The 13,558-nt window shown below is 72.1% G+C and carries 14 protein-coding genes and 1 riboswitch; of the genes, 5 read left to right on the plus strand and 9 right to left on the minus strand.

Annotated features, from left to right (window positions below; all coding sequences use genetic code 11):
* Window positions 1-4: 4 nt before the first annotated feature.
* The 8 genes from HCU73_RS11100 to HCU73_RS11135 all read right to left on the minus strand — a co-directional run bounded on the left by HCU73_RS11100 (window position 5) and on the right by HCU73_RS11135 (window position 6,782).
* On the minus strand, window positions 5-976 hold the full coding sequence (locus HCU73_RS11100; RefSeq protein ID WP_168623524.1) for an energy transducer TonB family protein: 972 nt from the start codon (window positions 974-976) through the stop codon (window positions 5-7).
* Window positions 973-1,356, minus strand: coding sequence for a biopolymer transporter ExbD (locus HCU73_RS11105; protein WP_168623525.1), 384 nt, complete (start codon window positions 1,354-1,356; stop codon window positions 973-975). Before HCU73_RS11105 ends, HCU73_RS11100 begins: the two co-directional genes overlap by 4 nt.
* Window positions 1,353-1,739, minus strand: a complete 387-nt coding sequence (locus HCU73_RS11110; protein ID WP_168623526.1) for an ExbD/TolR family protein — start codon at window positions 1,737-1,739, stop codon at window positions 1,353-1,355. Before HCU73_RS11110 ends, HCU73_RS11105 begins: the two co-directional genes overlap by 4 nt.
* Window positions 1,736-2,365, minus strand: a complete 630-nt coding sequence (locus HCU73_RS11115) for a MotA/TolQ/ExbB proton channel family protein (protein ID WP_168623527.1) — start codon at window positions 2,363-2,365, stop codon at window positions 1,736-1,738. The genes HCU73_RS11110 and HCU73_RS11115 overlap by 4 nt, the downstream gene beginning before the upstream one ends.
* Window positions 2,362-3,120, minus strand: coding sequence for an ATP-binding cassette domain-containing protein (locus HCU73_RS11120; RefSeq protein WP_168623528.1), 759 nt, complete (start codon window positions 3,118-3,120; stop codon window positions 2,362-2,364). The genes HCU73_RS11115 and HCU73_RS11120 overlap by 4 nt, the downstream gene beginning before the upstream one ends.
* Complete coding sequence (locus HCU73_RS11125) at window positions 3,117-4,103, minus strand: iron chelate uptake ABC transporter family permease subunit (protein ID WP_168623529.1); 987 nt, start codon at window positions 4,101-4,103, stop codon at window positions 3,117-3,119. Before HCU73_RS11125 ends, HCU73_RS11120 begins: the two co-directional genes overlap by 4 nt.
* Window positions 4,100-4,840 (minus strand): ABC transporter substrate-binding protein, encoded by a 741-nt coding sequence (locus HCU73_RS11130; protein ID WP_168623720.1) that lies wholly within the window; start codon window positions 4,838-4,840, stop codon window positions 4,100-4,102. The genes HCU73_RS11125 and HCU73_RS11130 overlap by 4 nt, the downstream gene beginning before the upstream one ends.
* Before the next feature lie 97 nt (window positions 4,841-4,937).
* Window positions 4,938-6,782: a TonB-dependent receptor plug domain-containing protein gene (locus tag HCU73_RS11135; protein ID WP_168623530.1), complete on the minus strand. Its 1,845-nt coding sequence runs from the start codon at window positions 6,780-6,782 to the stop codon at window positions 4,938-4,940.
* A 139-nt stretch (window positions 6,783-6,921) separates the two neighbouring features.
* Window positions 6,922-7,115, minus strand: a riboswitch (cobalamin riboswitch).
* A gap of 125 nt (window positions 7,116-7,240) precedes the next feature.
* Between HCU73_RS11135 and HCU73_RS11140 the strand changes: the two genes are divergently transcribed.
* Entirely contained in the window at window positions 7,241-8,053 is an 813-nt protein-coding gene (locus tag HCU73_RS11140) for an alpha/beta hydrolase (protein ID WP_168623531.1), read from the plus strand.
* On the opposite strand, the gene HCU73_RS11145 is transcribed toward HCU73_RS11140, so the two are convergent.
* The gene (locus tag HCU73_RS11145; RefSeq protein WP_168623532.1) at window positions 8,038-8,472 is read right to left on the minus strand and encodes a MarR family transcriptional regulator; all 435 of its coding nucleotides are present in this window, start codon (window positions 8,470-8,472) and stop codon (window positions 8,038-8,040) included. The genes HCU73_RS11140 and HCU73_RS11145 overlap by 16 nt on opposite strands.
* 374 nt (window positions 8,473-8,846) lie before the next feature.
* Between HCU73_RS11145 and HCU73_RS11150 the strand changes: the two genes are divergently transcribed.
* The 4 genes from HCU73_RS11150 to HCU73_RS11165 all read left to right on the plus strand — a co-directional run bounded on the left by HCU73_RS11150 (window position 8,847) and on the right by HCU73_RS11165 (window position 13,480).
* Window positions 8,847-10,028 carry a phosphoserine transaminase gene (locus HCU73_RS11150; RefSeq protein ID WP_168623533.1) on the plus strand — a complete coding sequence of 394 codons (1,182 nt, stop codon included), beginning with the start codon at window positions 8,847-8,849 and terminating at the stop codon, window positions 10,026-10,028.
* 79 nt (window positions 10,029-10,107) lie between these two features.
* Window positions 10,108-11,703: a phosphoglycerate dehydrogenase gene (gene serA / locus HCU73_RS11155; protein WP_168623534.1), complete on the plus strand. Its 1,596-nt coding sequence runs from the start codon at window positions 10,108-10,110 to the stop codon at window positions 11,701-11,703.
* 96 nt (window positions 11,704-11,799) lie between these two features.
* Window positions 11,800-12,276 carry a MarR family winged helix-turn-helix transcriptional regulator gene (locus HCU73_RS11160; protein WP_168623535.1) on the plus strand — a complete coding sequence of 159 codons (477 nt, stop codon included), beginning with the start codon at window positions 11,800-11,802 and terminating at the stop codon, window positions 12,274-12,276.
* A gap of 28 nt (window positions 12,277-12,304) precedes the next feature.
* Window positions 12,305-13,480 carry an acetyl-CoA C-acyltransferase family protein gene (locus HCU73_RS11165; protein ID WP_168623536.1) on the plus strand — a complete coding sequence of 392 codons (1,176 nt, stop codon included), beginning with the start codon at window positions 12,305-12,307 and terminating at the stop codon, window positions 13,478-13,480.
* Window positions 13,481-13,558 lie beyond the last annotated feature (78 nt).

Genomic DNA, 13,558 nt, shown 5'->3' on the forward strand with positions numbered 1-13,558 from the left:
CGGCTCAACGGAACCGGATCGGCAGGGAAAACCCGTAACTCGCCTCGGTCAGACCCGCCGGCGCGGCCGGGAACCGCCCCGCGCGGCGCACGGCATCGAGCGCGGCGGCGTCCAGCGCCGGGTCGCCCGAGGACCGGCTGACCGACAGGGCCGCCAGCTGCCCGTCGCGCGCGACGCGCAGCGCCAGCAGCACCTGCCCCTCGCCCCGTACGCGGGGTCGGGCGCGCTCGATCCGGGCCATGATCTGCCCGCCCCACTGCGACATCAGGCTTTGCTGCTGGCCCGCGGACAGGGCGGGTGCGGCGGCGGGCGCGGCGCTGCCCTGCGTGGCGCCGGTGCCGGTGCCGGCGGCGACACGGGCCGGCTGCGGGGCCGAGGCGGGGGCGGGTGGCTCGGCCGCGACGGGCCGCTGCGGCGGGCGCGGCGAGCGGTCGGTGGCCAGCGCGGTGCGCACGGGCGGCGGGGGCGCGGTGTCGGCCGCGGGCGCCTCGGGCGGCGCGGGGGCGGCAAGGCGCGGGGCGGCGGGCCGGGCCGGTGCGCTGTCGGCGCGCGCGGTCTGCGGCTGCGGCGCGGACAGCTCCGGCAGGGCCGGCGCCTCGGGCACTGGTGCCAGGGTCGGGCGTGGGAAGGCCGGGGGCGGCTCGGGGCGCGACACCGCCGCCTCGGCGGTCGGGGCGACGGGGGCGGATGGCTGAAACAGGCTCGAAACGGCGGTTTCGGGTCTGATCTCGGGGATGTCGACGGCTATCTCGGGCGGGGCCAGCGGGGCCGGGGCGGCGACGGGATCGGGCGGGGTGGTCCAGCGGTCGGCCAGCGCCGACAGGCTTTCGGGCGCGGCCTGCAGGGTGACGCGGGACGCCCCGCCCGCGCCTTGCCCCTGCGCCCCGCCCATGGCGTCGCCGAAGCCGGCCACCACGCCCGCATGGACCGCCGCCGAGAGGCCGAGGAAGGCCGCGATCTCGGCCACGCGCCTCATGGCTGCACCGTGACGAGGCGGATCGCCTCTACCCCCGCCGCGGCCAGCCGCGGCAGCAGCCGCGCAAGCTCGGCCGCCGGGTAGGCCGCGTCGGCCATCACGGGCAGCGGGTCGGGCGGCGCCCCGGCCAGGGCGGCCAGCGCGCCGTCCCCGGTCTGGTCGCCATAGGCCAGCGTCCCGTCGGCGGCGATGTAGAGCGTGCCGGGCGCGGGTTCGGCCAGCGGCGCCTCGGCGACGGGTGGCGCGATGTCGAGCGGCGGCGGCGGGGTCAGGCTGGCCGTCATCAGGAAGAAGATCAGCAGCAGGAAGACCACGTTGATCATCGGCACGATGGCCCGGTCCTGCGCGCCGCGCGGCGCCTGTCGCGGGGCGAAGATCACGGGTCCACCAGCGCGAGCGAGGTGAGGCCGCCCGCCTCCAGCAGGGCCATCACGTCAAGCAGCCGTTGCAGCGCCACGCCCTCGGCGGGCTGGATCAGGACGAGGTCTGAGTCAGTCTCTACAAGGCTGCGCAGAGCCTCAACCAGCTCCTCACCCTCCACGGCCTGACCGTTCAGCCGCACCCCCTCGGCCTCCACCTGCACCAGTCGCGGCGGGCCCTCCCACGCCGTTCCGCCGCCGCCGGCGATCCGCAGGTCGAGGACCCCCTCCTGTCCGAAACGGGCGGCCAGCATGAAGAACACGAGCAGCAGGAACACCACGTCGATCATCGGCGTCAGGCTGGGGCGGCGGCGCGGGCGCGGCTCGGCGAAGCGGAAGCTCATGGCCGCGCCCCCCCGCGGGTGAAGATGCGCGTCGCGTCATCCTCCATCTCGGATTGCAGCCGGTCGGCCACCGAATCGAAGAAGGTCAGCGCCATCGAGGCTGGGATCGCCACCGCCATGCCGGCGGCCGTGGTCAGCAGCGCCTCCCAGATCCCGCCGGCGAGCGTCGCAGGGTCGGTCTGCGCGCCGGCCTCCTGCAGCGCCTGGAAGGCGGCGATCATGCCGAGGACCGTGCCCAACAGGCCCAGCAGGGGCGCAATCGTCACGATCAGGTCCAGCGGCCTCAGCCCCGCCCGCAGCTCCGCCAGAAGCGCCCGGGCGATGCGCGTGGTGTCCTCGCGCGCGGCCTCGGGCGTCAGGGCGGGGTCGCGCCAGGCGGTCATCGCGGCCTGGGCCAGCCGCGCCCGGACGGACCGGCGCGGGGCGAGCCGGGCCAGCGCGCTCTCCGCCTCGCCCGCCTGCCACAGCGCGATCGCCTCGCCCGTGACCCGCCCGCCGGACCACGCGCCCAGGGCCGAGAGGCGGAACAGCTTCCACAGGATCAGCGCGAGCGTCAGCACCGACAGTGCGCCGATGGCCCAGATGACGGGGCCGCCACGGGTCAGGAGGTCGGGCAGGTCGGTCATGGCAACACCTCGAGCGGCTGGAAGATGACGCCCTCGGGGCCACGGGTCAAATGCGCCGAGATGTGGAACACCGCGCGCAGGTTGTCCTGCGTCAGCACCGCCTCGGGCGGGCCGTCGGCGTGGATGCGGCCCTTGTGCATCAGCACCAGCCGGGTGCAGTGCCGCGCGGCGAGGCCAAGGTCGTGCAGCGACACCACCAGCGCCTTGCCGGCGCGGGCCAGCGCGGCGAAGGCGGCCATGGTGGCGATCTGGTGGCCGGGGTCGAGGCCGGCGATCGGCTCGTCGGCCAGGATCAGGGCCGTGTCCTGCGCCAGCGCGCGGGCGATCAGGACGCGGGCCTGTTCGCCGCCCGACAGCTCGGTCGCCGGCCGGGTCTCGAAGCCCGCGAGGTCCATGGTGGCGATGGCCCGCGCCACCGCGGCGCGGTCGGCGTCGGTGGGCCGCTGCCCGGCGGCGAGGTGCGGCGTACGGCCCAGCATCACCAGCGTTTCGACGCTGACCGGCCAGGCGATCTCGCGCGATTGCGGCAGCCAGGCGGCGTGGCGGGCGCGGGCCTGCGGCGCGAGGTCGGTCAGCGACGACCGCCCCTCGTGCGGCAACAGCCCCAGCGCCCCGCGCATCAGCGTGGTCTTGCCGGCGCCGTTGGGCCCGATCAGGCCCACCAGCTCGCCGGCCGCGACCGACAGGGTGGCGGCATCCACCACCGGGCAGGCGCCGCGGCGGACGGTGAGGCGGTCGAGGGACAGGAGGGTCACGCCGCGGCCCTCCGGGTCTTGAAGATCAGGTGCAGGAACAGCGGCGCGCCGACGATGGCCATGAGGACGCCGAGCTTGAGGTCGCGCTCGGGCAGGACCAGCCGCACCGCGATGTCGGCCAGCAGGACCATCGCCGCCCCGCCCAGCGCCGAGGCGGGCAGCAGCACCGAGGGGCGCGCCCCCACCAGCGGGCGCAGCAGGTGCGGCACCACGAGGCCGACGAAGCCGATCGCGCCCGCCACCGCGGTGGCCGCGCCCACGCAGGCGGCGACCCCGAGGACCAGCCGCAGCCGCAGCCGGGCGAGCCGGACCCCGAGGGCGGCGGCCGCATCCTCGCCCAGCGTGAGGGCGTCGAGGCCCCGGCCGAGCGGCAGCAGCAGCGCCCAGCCCAGCGCCATGAAGGGCGCGGCGAGCCAGACATGCGTCAGGCTCCGGTCGGCGAGCGAGCCCATCATCCAGAACACGATCTCGGCGGTGGCGAAGGGGTTGGGCGACAGGTTCAGCGCCAGCGAGGTCAGCGCGCCGGCCAGCGCCGAGATGGCGATGCCGGCGAGGATGAGGGTCAGCGACCCGCCGCGCGGCCCGGCGAGCAGCAGGATCAGCAGCACCGCGACCACGGCGCCGGCCAGCGCCATGAGCGGCAGGGCCAGCCCGAAGGCGGCCGCCGCGCCGGTCTGGAGCGCGATCACGGCGCCCAGCGCGGCCGAGCCCGAGACGCCGATCAGGCCCGGTTCCGCCAGCGGGTTGCGCAGGTAGCCCTGCAGCGCCGCGCCCGACAGGCCGAGGCTTGCGCCAACCAGGACGGCGAGGAGCGCGCGGGGCAGGCGGATCTCGCGCATCACCAGGGTCACGGCCTCGCCCTGGCCGGTCAGCAGCGCCGACAGGCTTTCGCCCGGCCCGAAGCCCGCCGGCCCCGTCAGCAGCGACACCAGCACCAGCGCGGCGGTCAGGAGGACGAGGCCGGGGAACAGCGCGCGGGTCACGGGGCGGCCTCCATCGCCTGCCGCGCGTCCACGAGGTCGCGCAGCGCCGCGATGATGCGGGGGGTGCCGCAGGCCCAGTCGGGGCTGTCCTCGTGGCCGGTGCCGGCGGCGATCAGGGCCATCAGCGCGGGATGGTGCAGGATCTCCTCGGCGCGGGAGGCGCCGGGAAAGGTCTCGGCCCGCACGATCAGGTCGGGCGCGGCCATCACCAGCAGCTCGAGCGCGATCTGCCCGGTGTCGCTGCGCCCGATCTCGGCGGCGACGTTGCGAAAACCGGCCCGGGTCAGGACCTCGTGCGCCAGCGCCCCCTCGCCGGTGGTATAGCCGTTCGGGCCATAGAGCACCGCGCGCGGGCCGAGGTCGGCCGCCGTCAGGGCGGCCAGATCCGTCTCGAACCGGCGGATCAGTGTCTGTGCGGCCTCTTCCCGGCCCAGCAGCGCGCCGACCTCGGCCAGACGCGCGGGGATGTCCGGCAGGCTGTCCACGCCGGGCACCTGCACCACCCGCAGCCCGAGCCGCCGCAGCATGGCAAGCGCGGTGGGGTCGGACCACGGGTGCGCCAGCACGAGGTCGGGGGACAGGAGATAGATCTGCTCGGCCCCGCCGTGGTTGAGGTGCAGCCCCGCGGTGGCCGCGGCCATCGGCGAGGAGACCGGATCGGCCGAGACATGGCTGACCGACACGAGCTGCCCCGGCGCGGCGAGCATCAGCGCGTACTGGTCGGTGCAGAGGTTCATCGACACGACCCTCTGCGGCGCGCCCTCCGGCGCGTCGGCAAGGCCCGGCCCGGCGGCGAGCGCAAGGCCCGCCGCCAGAACCGCGCCCCGGAGGCGCTCAGAACCGCGAGCGCAGGCCAATATAGACCGCCCTGTCGCTGGTGCCGTAGTTGCGGAACAGCTGGTACTCCTCGTCGGTCAGGTTCTCGATCCGCAGGTAGGCCTCGACCTCCTCGGCCAGCGCGTAGGTGAAGGTCGCGTGGGCGATGGTGTAGTCGCCCAGCGTCGGACGGTCCCACACCGACTGCACCGAGAGCGCCAGCGACAGCCGGTCGGTCAGGTCGCCGGTCAGGGTCAGCGAGGCGTCGTGCTCGGGGAACTCGAGGTTCCATGCGTTGCCGCTGTCCAGCGGCGGGTTGCGCCCGTCGGTGTAGGTGTAGCTGCCGTCGATCCGCCAGGCCGCGCCGATCGGCGCGCCGGCCTCCAGCTCCACCCCGCGCCGGATCACGGTGCCGGCGACCTGCCGGTAGACGTAGGGCGAGCCCGGGATGAAGGGCAGGTCGATCAGGTTGGTCGTCTCGTTGTAGAACAGGGTCGCGCGGGCGAAGGCGTCGGGGCCGAAGCGCCGTTCGACGCCGAGGTCGACCGACCGGCTTTCCTCGGGCTGCAGCGCCGCGTTGCCGAAGGGGCCGTAGAGCTCGTAGAGCGACGGGGCCCGGTAGCTCTGGGCGGCCGATGCGCGGACGATCCAGTCGTCGCTCGGGCGCCACGACATGGCGATCCGCCCGGAGGTCAGGCCGCCGAACTGCGAGTGGTCGTCGTGGCGCAGGGTCGCCGCGACGTCGATGCCCGGAGCGGGCGACCACGCCACCTCGCCGAAGAGGCCGAAGATCTCGCTCTCGCCCCGCGCGGGGCCGAAGTCGCCGGCCTGGGAAAAGGTCTCGCGCGTGGCGTCGAGGCCGAAGCGCAGCTCGGTCGTCGGGGCGACCTGCGCGACGCCGAGGTAGCTCAGGCCGACGCGCTCGCCCATGTAGACGTTGTTGGCCCCGCCGAACCCGGTCGAGCCGCGCACGTCGCGCTCGATCTCGTACCAGGTGGCGGCGAAGGTGCTGTCTATCGGGCCGGTCGGCAGCTCCAGGTAGGCGCGCAGGCCGACCGAATCGTTGTAGGACACCTCGTCGGGGCTGCCGTCGCCGACGGGGAACTGCTCGTCGAACTCGATCCGCGCCTCCTCGACGAAGCCGTTCAGCCCGACGCGCCCGCCATTGGCGAGGTCATGGCCCAGCGAGAAGCTGAGCCGGGTCGATTCGAACCCGTCGGCCTCGGTGTTGCCCTGGTTCTCGTCGGCGGCCGAGAAGCCCTCGGTCTGCGTGCGCGACAGGGTGAAGGCATAGTCGAACGCGCCGATCCGGGCCGCCACGCCATAGCTGCCGCGGAGCGTGTCGTAGCTGCCGGCCTCGAGGCTGAGGGTCTGGGTGACGCCCTCCTCCTCGGCGCGCAGCGTGGTGATGTTGATGACGCCGCCGATCGCCTCGGAGCCGTAGACGGCCGACTGTCCGCCGCGCAGTAGCTCGATCCGCGAGATGTCGGCGGTGGTCAGGCTGCCGAAGTCGAAGGCCACCTGCGGGCCCGACACGTCGCTGACGTCGATGCCGTCGACGAGGACGCGGACGTAGTTCTGCCCGGCGCCGCGGATGGTGATCGAGGTGAGGCCGCCGATCGGCCCGCGCGCGCGGACGTCGACGCCCGGCAGGCGGGCGAGGTAGTCCACCAGGCGCGTCTCGCCGGTGGCCTGAAGCTCCTCGCGGGTGACGACCGAGACGGTGGCGCCGGTTTCCTCCAGCGTGGTTTCGCCGAAGGCGCCGGAAAAGACGATCTCGTCGAGGTCGAAGACGGTCTGCGCCGACGCGACGGCCGGCAGGAGCAGCGCCGGGAGCAGCGCCGCTGTGACGTGGTGTTTCATATGTCCCCCTCGCGGGCCAGCCTCGGCCCGTCAGGATTGCAGCGATGTTCTTGAGGGGGGCAGACAGACCCCTCCCGCGAACGGTGAAGTGTGTCACCACGACGGAAGGGTCCGTTGCCCATGGCGCCCACCGCGCCCGGACAGGGTGATCACTCCGGCAGGTCTCCTGACTTGCGGGTCGTCGCGGGTGCCGGGCCTTCCCGGGGGTCGCCCCCCAGTGGCATGTGCCGGTGCCGCTCGCCGCTTACAGTTGCGGGGGCAGTCGCGGGTTTGCACCGCGTTCCCTTTTCACCGGACGGTTGAACCGCCCGGACCGAAGCGCCCTCACGGTAGCGTGAAGCCCGCCGCCGCGGCAAGGCCATGTGCGACGCCTGCCGGTCCGAAACCGAATTTGCCGCAGGGCCGTTGCATCCGGTTCCGCCTTGCGCCTTGCTGGCCGCGACGAGAGGGAGGGCGCCATGCCGATCACCGACTGGGACGATGCCTACGCCAATGCCGCCCACATCCCGGGCGCCGAGCGCTTCCTGGCCGACTGGCCCGCGCGCACCGCCGCCCTGCGCGACCTGCACCCGCCCGAGGTGCTGCGCTACGGGCCGGGCGCGCGTCAGATGATCGACCTGTTTCGACCCGAAACCGCCGTGCAGGGTCTGACGGTGGTGGTGCACGGGGGCTACTGGATGCGGTTCTCGCCGGACGAGTTCGGCTTTCTCGCCGGGGGGCCGCTGGCGCGGGGGCAGGCGGTGGCCGCGCTGCGCTACACGCTCGCCACCGAGGCACGCATCGCCGAGATCACGCGCGAGATCGCCGCGGCGATCCGCGTGGCCGCGGCGGCGGTGCCGGGGCCGATCCACCTGACCGGGCATTCGGCCGGCGGGCACCTCGTCACGCGGATGGTCTGCGAGGGCGTGCTGGAGGATGCCGTCGCCGCGCGCATCGGGCATGTTCTGTCGGTGTCAGGGGTGCATGACCTGCGGCCGCTGCTGCGTACGGGGATGAACGCCACGCTGCGGCTGGATGCGGCCGAGGCCGCCGCCGAGAGCCCCGCGCTCCTGCTGCCGCGGCCGGGGGTGCGGGTGACCTGCGCGGTCGGCGCCGACGAGCGGCCCGAGTTCCGGCGGCAGACCGACCTGTTGGCGAATGTCTGGTGGGGGCTGGGGGCCGAGACGCGGGCGGTGCATCTGCCCGGCCTGCACCATTTCGACGTGATCGACGGGCTGGCCGCGCCGGACGGCGCGCTGACGCGGCTCCTGCTGGATCAGAGCCGTTCGTAGAGGCCGCCGATCGTCGTTTTGAGGCAGGCGCGGTCCTCGGGGCCGAGTTCCTCGAGGATGGTCGATTCGATCTCGCGGGCGAGGAACTTGAGCCGCGTCACCTCCTCGGTGCCCTTGTCGCTCAGGCGCACCACGAGGCGGCGGCGGTCGGCGGTGTCGCGCACCACCGAGATCATGTCCAGATCCTCCAGCCGGCGCTGCGCCCGGCTGACGCGGGCGGCGTCCATCGCGGTCAGGACGCAGAGATCCTGGCTGGAACAGGGTTGGTGGGCCGGCAGCGCCATCATGATCCGCCATTCGGGCACCTGCATGCCCGCGACTTCCATGATCTGCTGAAAGGCCCGACCTGCGATCACCGACATCTGGAAAGGCAGGAAGTCGGTCAGGTCGAAGAGGAGGGTGTTGGCCTGGTCGCGCACGCGAGACCCCAGTGCTGGTTGTGTTCTTCGTGGGTCGTTCGCCTCAGAGTTTAGCGCCGTGCCGCGCTTTCGGGCAAGCGGTTTGTCAACCGGGCTGGACAGCTGCGGGAAAAAACCGCGGCGCCCTGTCAGTTAAGATTGTCATATCAAGGGCATGTCGCCGTCGCGCGGGGCCCGCACCCGTTGCCGCAGGCCCCGGGGTCCGGGCCACCACGCGGGCGGGTTTCCGATCGTGAACCGGCGTCGCGGCGGCGCGCCCGAATGCGACGTTTCGGGCGCATTTTCCGTCTTGCCGGGTGCATCGGCGCCCCGTATGAGCAGCGGCGGGACACCCCTCCCCAACGAGGGGCGTATATCTGAGAGGATATCAGATCATGGCACCGACCACTGCGGCGTCGCTGGACGCCGTGCGCAAACCCGACGTGAAGCCCGCCAATCCGCGGTTTTCCTCCGGCCCCTGCGCCAAACCCCCGACATACTCGCTCGACAAGCTGGCCGACGCGGCGCTGGGCCGTTCGCACCGTGCCGGCGTGGGCAAGGTCAAGCTGAAGGCCGCCATCGAGACCACCCGCGAGATCCTCGGCGTGCCCGCCGACTACCGCATCGGCATCGTGCCCGCGTCCGACACCGGCGCCGTGGAGATGGCGATGTGGTCGCTCTTGGGCGCGCGGCCCTGCACCATGATCGCCTGGGAAAGCTTCGGCGAGGGCTGGGTCAGCGACGCGGTCAAGCAGCTGAAGCTGGACGCGAAGGTGCTGAAGGCCGACTACGGCCACATCGTCGATTTCGCTGAGGTCGATTTCGACACCGATGTGGTGTTCACGTGGAACGGCACCACCTCGGGCGTGCGCCTGCCGAACGGCGACGCGATCCCGGCGGATCGCGCGGGCTTGACCATCTGCGACGCGACCAGCGCGGCCTTCGCGCAGGACCTGCCGTGGGACAAGCTGGATGTCACCACCTTCTCCTGGCAGAAGGTGATGGGCGGCGAGGCGGCGCATGGGATGCTGATCCTGTCCCCCCGCGCGGTCGAGCGGCTGGAAAGCTACACGCCGCCGTGGCCGATGCCCAAGATCTTCCGCATGACCAAGGGCGGCAAGCTGATCGAGGGCATCTTCGTCGGCGAGACGATCAACACGCCGTCGATGCTGGCGGTCGAGGATTACCTCGTCGCGCTCGACTGGGGCAAATCCATCGGCGGGCTGCCGGCGCTGATGGCGCGGGCGGATGCCAACGCGCAGGCCATCTTCGACTTCTGCGCGGCGCGCGACTGGATCGACAACCTCGCCGTCGACCCGGCAACGCGGTCGAACACGTCGGTCTGCCTCAAGTTCACCGATCCGCGCATCACCGACGGCGCCGCCTTTGCCAAGGCCGTGGCCAAGCGGCTGGAGGCCGAGGGCGTGGCGCTGGACGTGGGCGCCTACCGCGACGCGCCTCCGGGCCTGCGGATCTGGTGCGGCGCGACGGTCGAGACGGCGGACGTCGAGGCGATGCTGCCGTGGCTCGACTGGGCCTTCCACACGGAAATCGACGCTCTGGCCCAGGCGGCCTGAGCGTCCCCTTCATCTTTCCCCAAATACGCATGTGCCGGTCCGCCACGGGGCGACCGGCCTGTCCAGAGGAGTGCCCGACATGGCCCCCAAGGTTCTGATTTCCGACAAGCTGTCGGACGCCGCCGTGCAGATCTTCACCGATCGCGGCATCGACGTGACCTTCGACCCCTCGATCGGCAAGGACAAGGACAAGCTCCTTGCCGTGATCGATCAGTATGACGGCCTCGCCATCCGCTCGGCCACCAAGGTCACGGAAAAGATCATCGCCGCCGCCACCAACCTCAAGGTGATCGGCCGCGCCGGCATCGGGGTCGACAACGTCGACATCCCGGCGGCGTCGAAGAAGGGCATCATCGTGATGAACACGCCCTTCGGCAACTCGATCACCACGGCCGAGCACGCCATCGCGATGATGTTCGCCGTCGCCCGCGAAATTCCCGAGGCCAACGCCTCGACCCATGCCGGGAAGTGGGAAAAGTCCCGCTTCATGGGCGTGGAGCTGACCGGCAAGACGCTGGGCGTGATCGGGGCGGGCAACATCGGCTCGATCGTCTGCAACCGGGCGCAGGGCCTGAAGATGAAGGTCGTGGCCTACGACCCCTTCCTGTCCGAGGAGCGCGCGACCCAGATCGGCGTCACCAAGGTGGAGCTGGACGAGCTGCTGGCGCGGGCCGATTTCATCACGCTGCACGTCCCCTACACGGACAAGACCGCCAACATCCTGTCGGCCGAGAACCTGGCCAAGACCAAGAAGGGCGTCCGCATCATCAACTGCGCCCGCGGCGGGCTGGTCGACGAGGAGGCGCTGGCGGGGCTCCTGAAATCCGGCCATGTCGCCGGCGCGGCCTTCGACGTGTTCAAGGAGGAACCGGCCACCGAGAACCCGCTGTTCAACCTGCCGAACGTGGTCGTCACGCCGCACCTCGGCGCCGCCACCACCGAGGCGCAGGAGAACGTCGCCCTGCAGGTCGCGGAACAGATGGCCGACTACCTGCTGACCGGCGCGGTGTCGAACGCGCTCAACATGCCGTCGGTCACCGCCGAGGAGGCGCGGATCATGGGGCCGTGGCTGAAGCTGTCGGAGCATCTGGGTGCCTTCGTCGGCCAGCTGACCGACGAGCCCATCGAGTCGATCGAGGTGGTCTACAACGGCATCGCCAAGGACATGAACCTCAAGGCGCTGAACTGCGCCGCCATCGCCGGCGTGATGAAGGCCACCAACCCCGACGTGAACATGGTCTCGGCCCCGATCATGGCCAAGGAGCGGGGGGTCGAGCTGTCGACCACCACGCAGGACAAGACCGGCGTCTTCGACGGCTACATCCGCCTTGTCGTGACCACGCCGACCCGGACGCGGTCGATCGCCGGCACGGTGTTCAGCGACGGCAAGCCGCGCTTCATCCAGATCAAGGGCATCAACATCGACGCCGAGATCGGGCAGCACATGCTCTACACCACCAACAAGGACGTGCCCGGCATCATCGGCACGCTGGGGCAGACGCTGGGCCAGGGCGGGGTGAACATCGCCAACTTCACCCTCGGCCGGTCCGAGCGCCACGGCGAGGCCATCGCGCTGCTGTACCTCGACGAGACGCCGCCGGCCGAGGTGCTGGACAAGCTGACCGCGACCGGCCTGTTCCAGCAGGTGCGCCCGCTTCAGTTCGACGCGGCCTGAGCCCGTCCTGCGCGACCATAAGGCCCGCCGCACCCGCTTGCGGCGGGCCTGTCTTTTGCGCCACTCTCGCACACAACCGTAACGGGTGCCGGTGCCATGACCGATCCCTTCGTCCTCGACGGCTTCCTGCCCTACCGCATCGCGGTGCTGGCCGGGCGGCTGAGCCGCGAGTTCTCGCGCTTCTACCAGGAGCGATTCGGGCTCTCCCGCGCCGAATGGCGGGTGATGGCGCATCTGAGCCAGGAGGCGGAGGTGTCGGTGCGCGAGATCCACGCCCGCGTCGACATGGACAAGTCCAAGGTCAGCCGCGCCGCCACCCGGCTGGAGGAGGCCGGCATCGTCACCAAGCAGGTCAGCCAGCGCGACCGCAGGCTGGTGGTGCTGGCGCTGACCGACAAGGGCTCCGCGATGATGGCCGAGCTGGCCGGGGCCGCCCGCGCCTACCACGACGAGCTGATCGGGCGGCTCGGGCCCGAGGCGGCGGGGTTTCTCGGCGGCATCGACGCGCTGATGGGCGAGGCGGGGGCGACGCCACGTCACACTGGCGCGGTGCGGTCCGCCGCGGGCGAATAGACACGGGGTCACGGAGGAGAGAACCACCATGGACGAGATCGTCATCCTGTCGGGCGCACGCACCGCCATCGGCACCTTCGGCGGGTCGCTCGCGGCCGTGCCGCCCACCCGGCTCGGCGCCATCGCCGCGAAGGCCGCGCTGGAGCGCGCCGGCGTCGAGGGCGGGCAGATCGGGCACGTGGTGTTTGGTCACGTCATCAACACCGAGCCCAAGGACATGTACCTGTCCCGCGTCGCGGCGATGGACGCCGGCATCCCCGACACCACGCCGGCGATGAACGTCAACCGGCTGTGCGGGTCGGGCGCGCAGGCGATCGTGTCGGTGATCCAGTCGCTGGCGCTGGGCGACGCGCAGTTCGGCCTGGCGGGCGGCGCCGAAAGCATGTCGAACGGGCCGCACATCCTGCCGGCGGCAAGGTTCGGGCAGAAGATGGGCGATGTCCGCGCGCTAGACATGATGATCGGCGCGCTGCACTGCCCCTTCGGCACCGGGCACATGGGGGTGACGGCCGAGAATGTCGCGGCCGAGCACCACATCAGCCGCGAGCAGCAGGACGCCTTTGCGCTGGAAAGCCAGAGCCGGGCGGCGCGGGCCATCGCCGAGGGGCGGTTCAAGGACCAGATCGTGCCGGTGGAGATCCAGGTGAAGCGCGAGACCGTGGGCTTCGCCACCGACGAGCACCCCAAGGCCACCAGCGCCGAGGCGCTGGCGGGGCTGCGGCCGGCCTTCCGCAAGGACGGCAGCGTCACCGCGGGCAACGCCAGCGGCATCAACGACGGCGCGGCGGCGCTGGTGCTGGCGCGGGCCGAGGCGGTCGAGAAGGCGGGGCTGAAGCCGCGGGCGCGGGTCATCGGCTACGCCCATGCCGGGGTGCGGCCCGAGGTGATGGGCATCGGCCCGGTGCCGGCGGTCGAGAACCTGCTGGCGCGGACGGGGCTGAAGATCACCGATTTCGACGTGATCGAATCGAACGAGGCCTTCGCGGCGCAGGCGCTGGCGGTGAACAAGGGCCTGGGGCTCGATGCGGCGAAGGTGAACCCGAACGGCGGCGCCATCGCGCTGGGCCATCCGGTGGGGGCGACCGGCGCGATCATCACCGTCAAGGCGATGTACGAGCTGGAGCGCATCGGCGGCAAGCGCGCGCTGATCACCATGTGCATCGGTGGCGGCCAGGGCATCGCGCTGGCGATCGAGCGGGTCTGACCCGGCGGTCAGGGCGCGCCGGTTTCCTCGAGGAAACCGGGTGGGAAAACTCGAGTTTTCCCACCCGGAAACCTGCAG

The sequence above is a fragment of the Roseicyclus persicicus genome, from assembly GCF_012395815.1.
Classification (GTDB): domain Bacteria; phylum Pseudomonadota; class Alphaproteobacteria; order Rhodobacterales; family Rhodobacteraceae; genus Roseicyclus; species Roseicyclus persicicus.

What these genes read in the sequence shown, in the direction of transcription:
- HCU73_RS11100 (WP_168623524.1), bottom strand. Translation starts at nt 976, where the DNA reads ATGAGGCGCGTGGCCGAGATCGCGGCCTTCCTCGGCCTCTCGGCGGCG.
- HCU73_RS11110 (WP_168623526.1), bottom strand. Translation starts at nt 1,739, where the DNA reads ATGAGCTTCCGCTTCGCCGAGCCGCGCCCGCGCCGCCGCCCCAGCCTG.
- HCU73_RS11115 (WP_168623527.1), bottom strand. Translation starts at nt 2,365, where the DNA reads ATGACCGACCTGCCCGACCTCCTGACCCGTGGCGGCCCCGTCATCTGG.
- HCU73_RS11130 (WP_168623720.1), bottom strand. Translation starts at nt 4,840, where the DNA reads ATGAACCTCTGCACCGACCAGTACGCGCTGATGCTCGCCGCGCCGGGG.
- HCU73_RS11135 (WP_168623530.1), bottom strand. Translation starts at nt 6,782, where the DNA reads ATGAAACACCACGTCACAGCGGCGCTGCTCCCGGCGCTGCTCCTGCCG.
- HCU73_RS11140 (WP_168623531.1), top strand. Translation starts at nt 7,241, where the DNA reads ATGCCGATCACCGACTGGGACGATGCCTACGCCAATGCCGCCCACATC.
- HCU73_RS11150 (WP_168623533.1), top strand. Translation starts at nt 8,847, where the DNA reads ATGGCACCGACCACTGCGGCGTCGCTGGACGCCGTGCGCAAACCCGAC.
- serA (WP_168623534.1), top strand. Translation starts at nt 10,108, where the DNA reads ATGGCCCCCAAGGTTCTGATTTCCGACAAGCTGTCGGACGCCGCCGTG.
- HCU73_RS11160 (WP_168623535.1), top strand. Translation starts at nt 11,800, where the DNA reads ATGACCGATCCCTTCGTCCTCGACGGCTTCCTGCCCTACCGCATCGCG.
- HCU73_RS11165 (WP_168623536.1), top strand. Translation starts at nt 12,305, where the DNA reads ATGGACGAGATCGTCATCCTGTCGGGCGCACGCACCGCCATCGGCACC.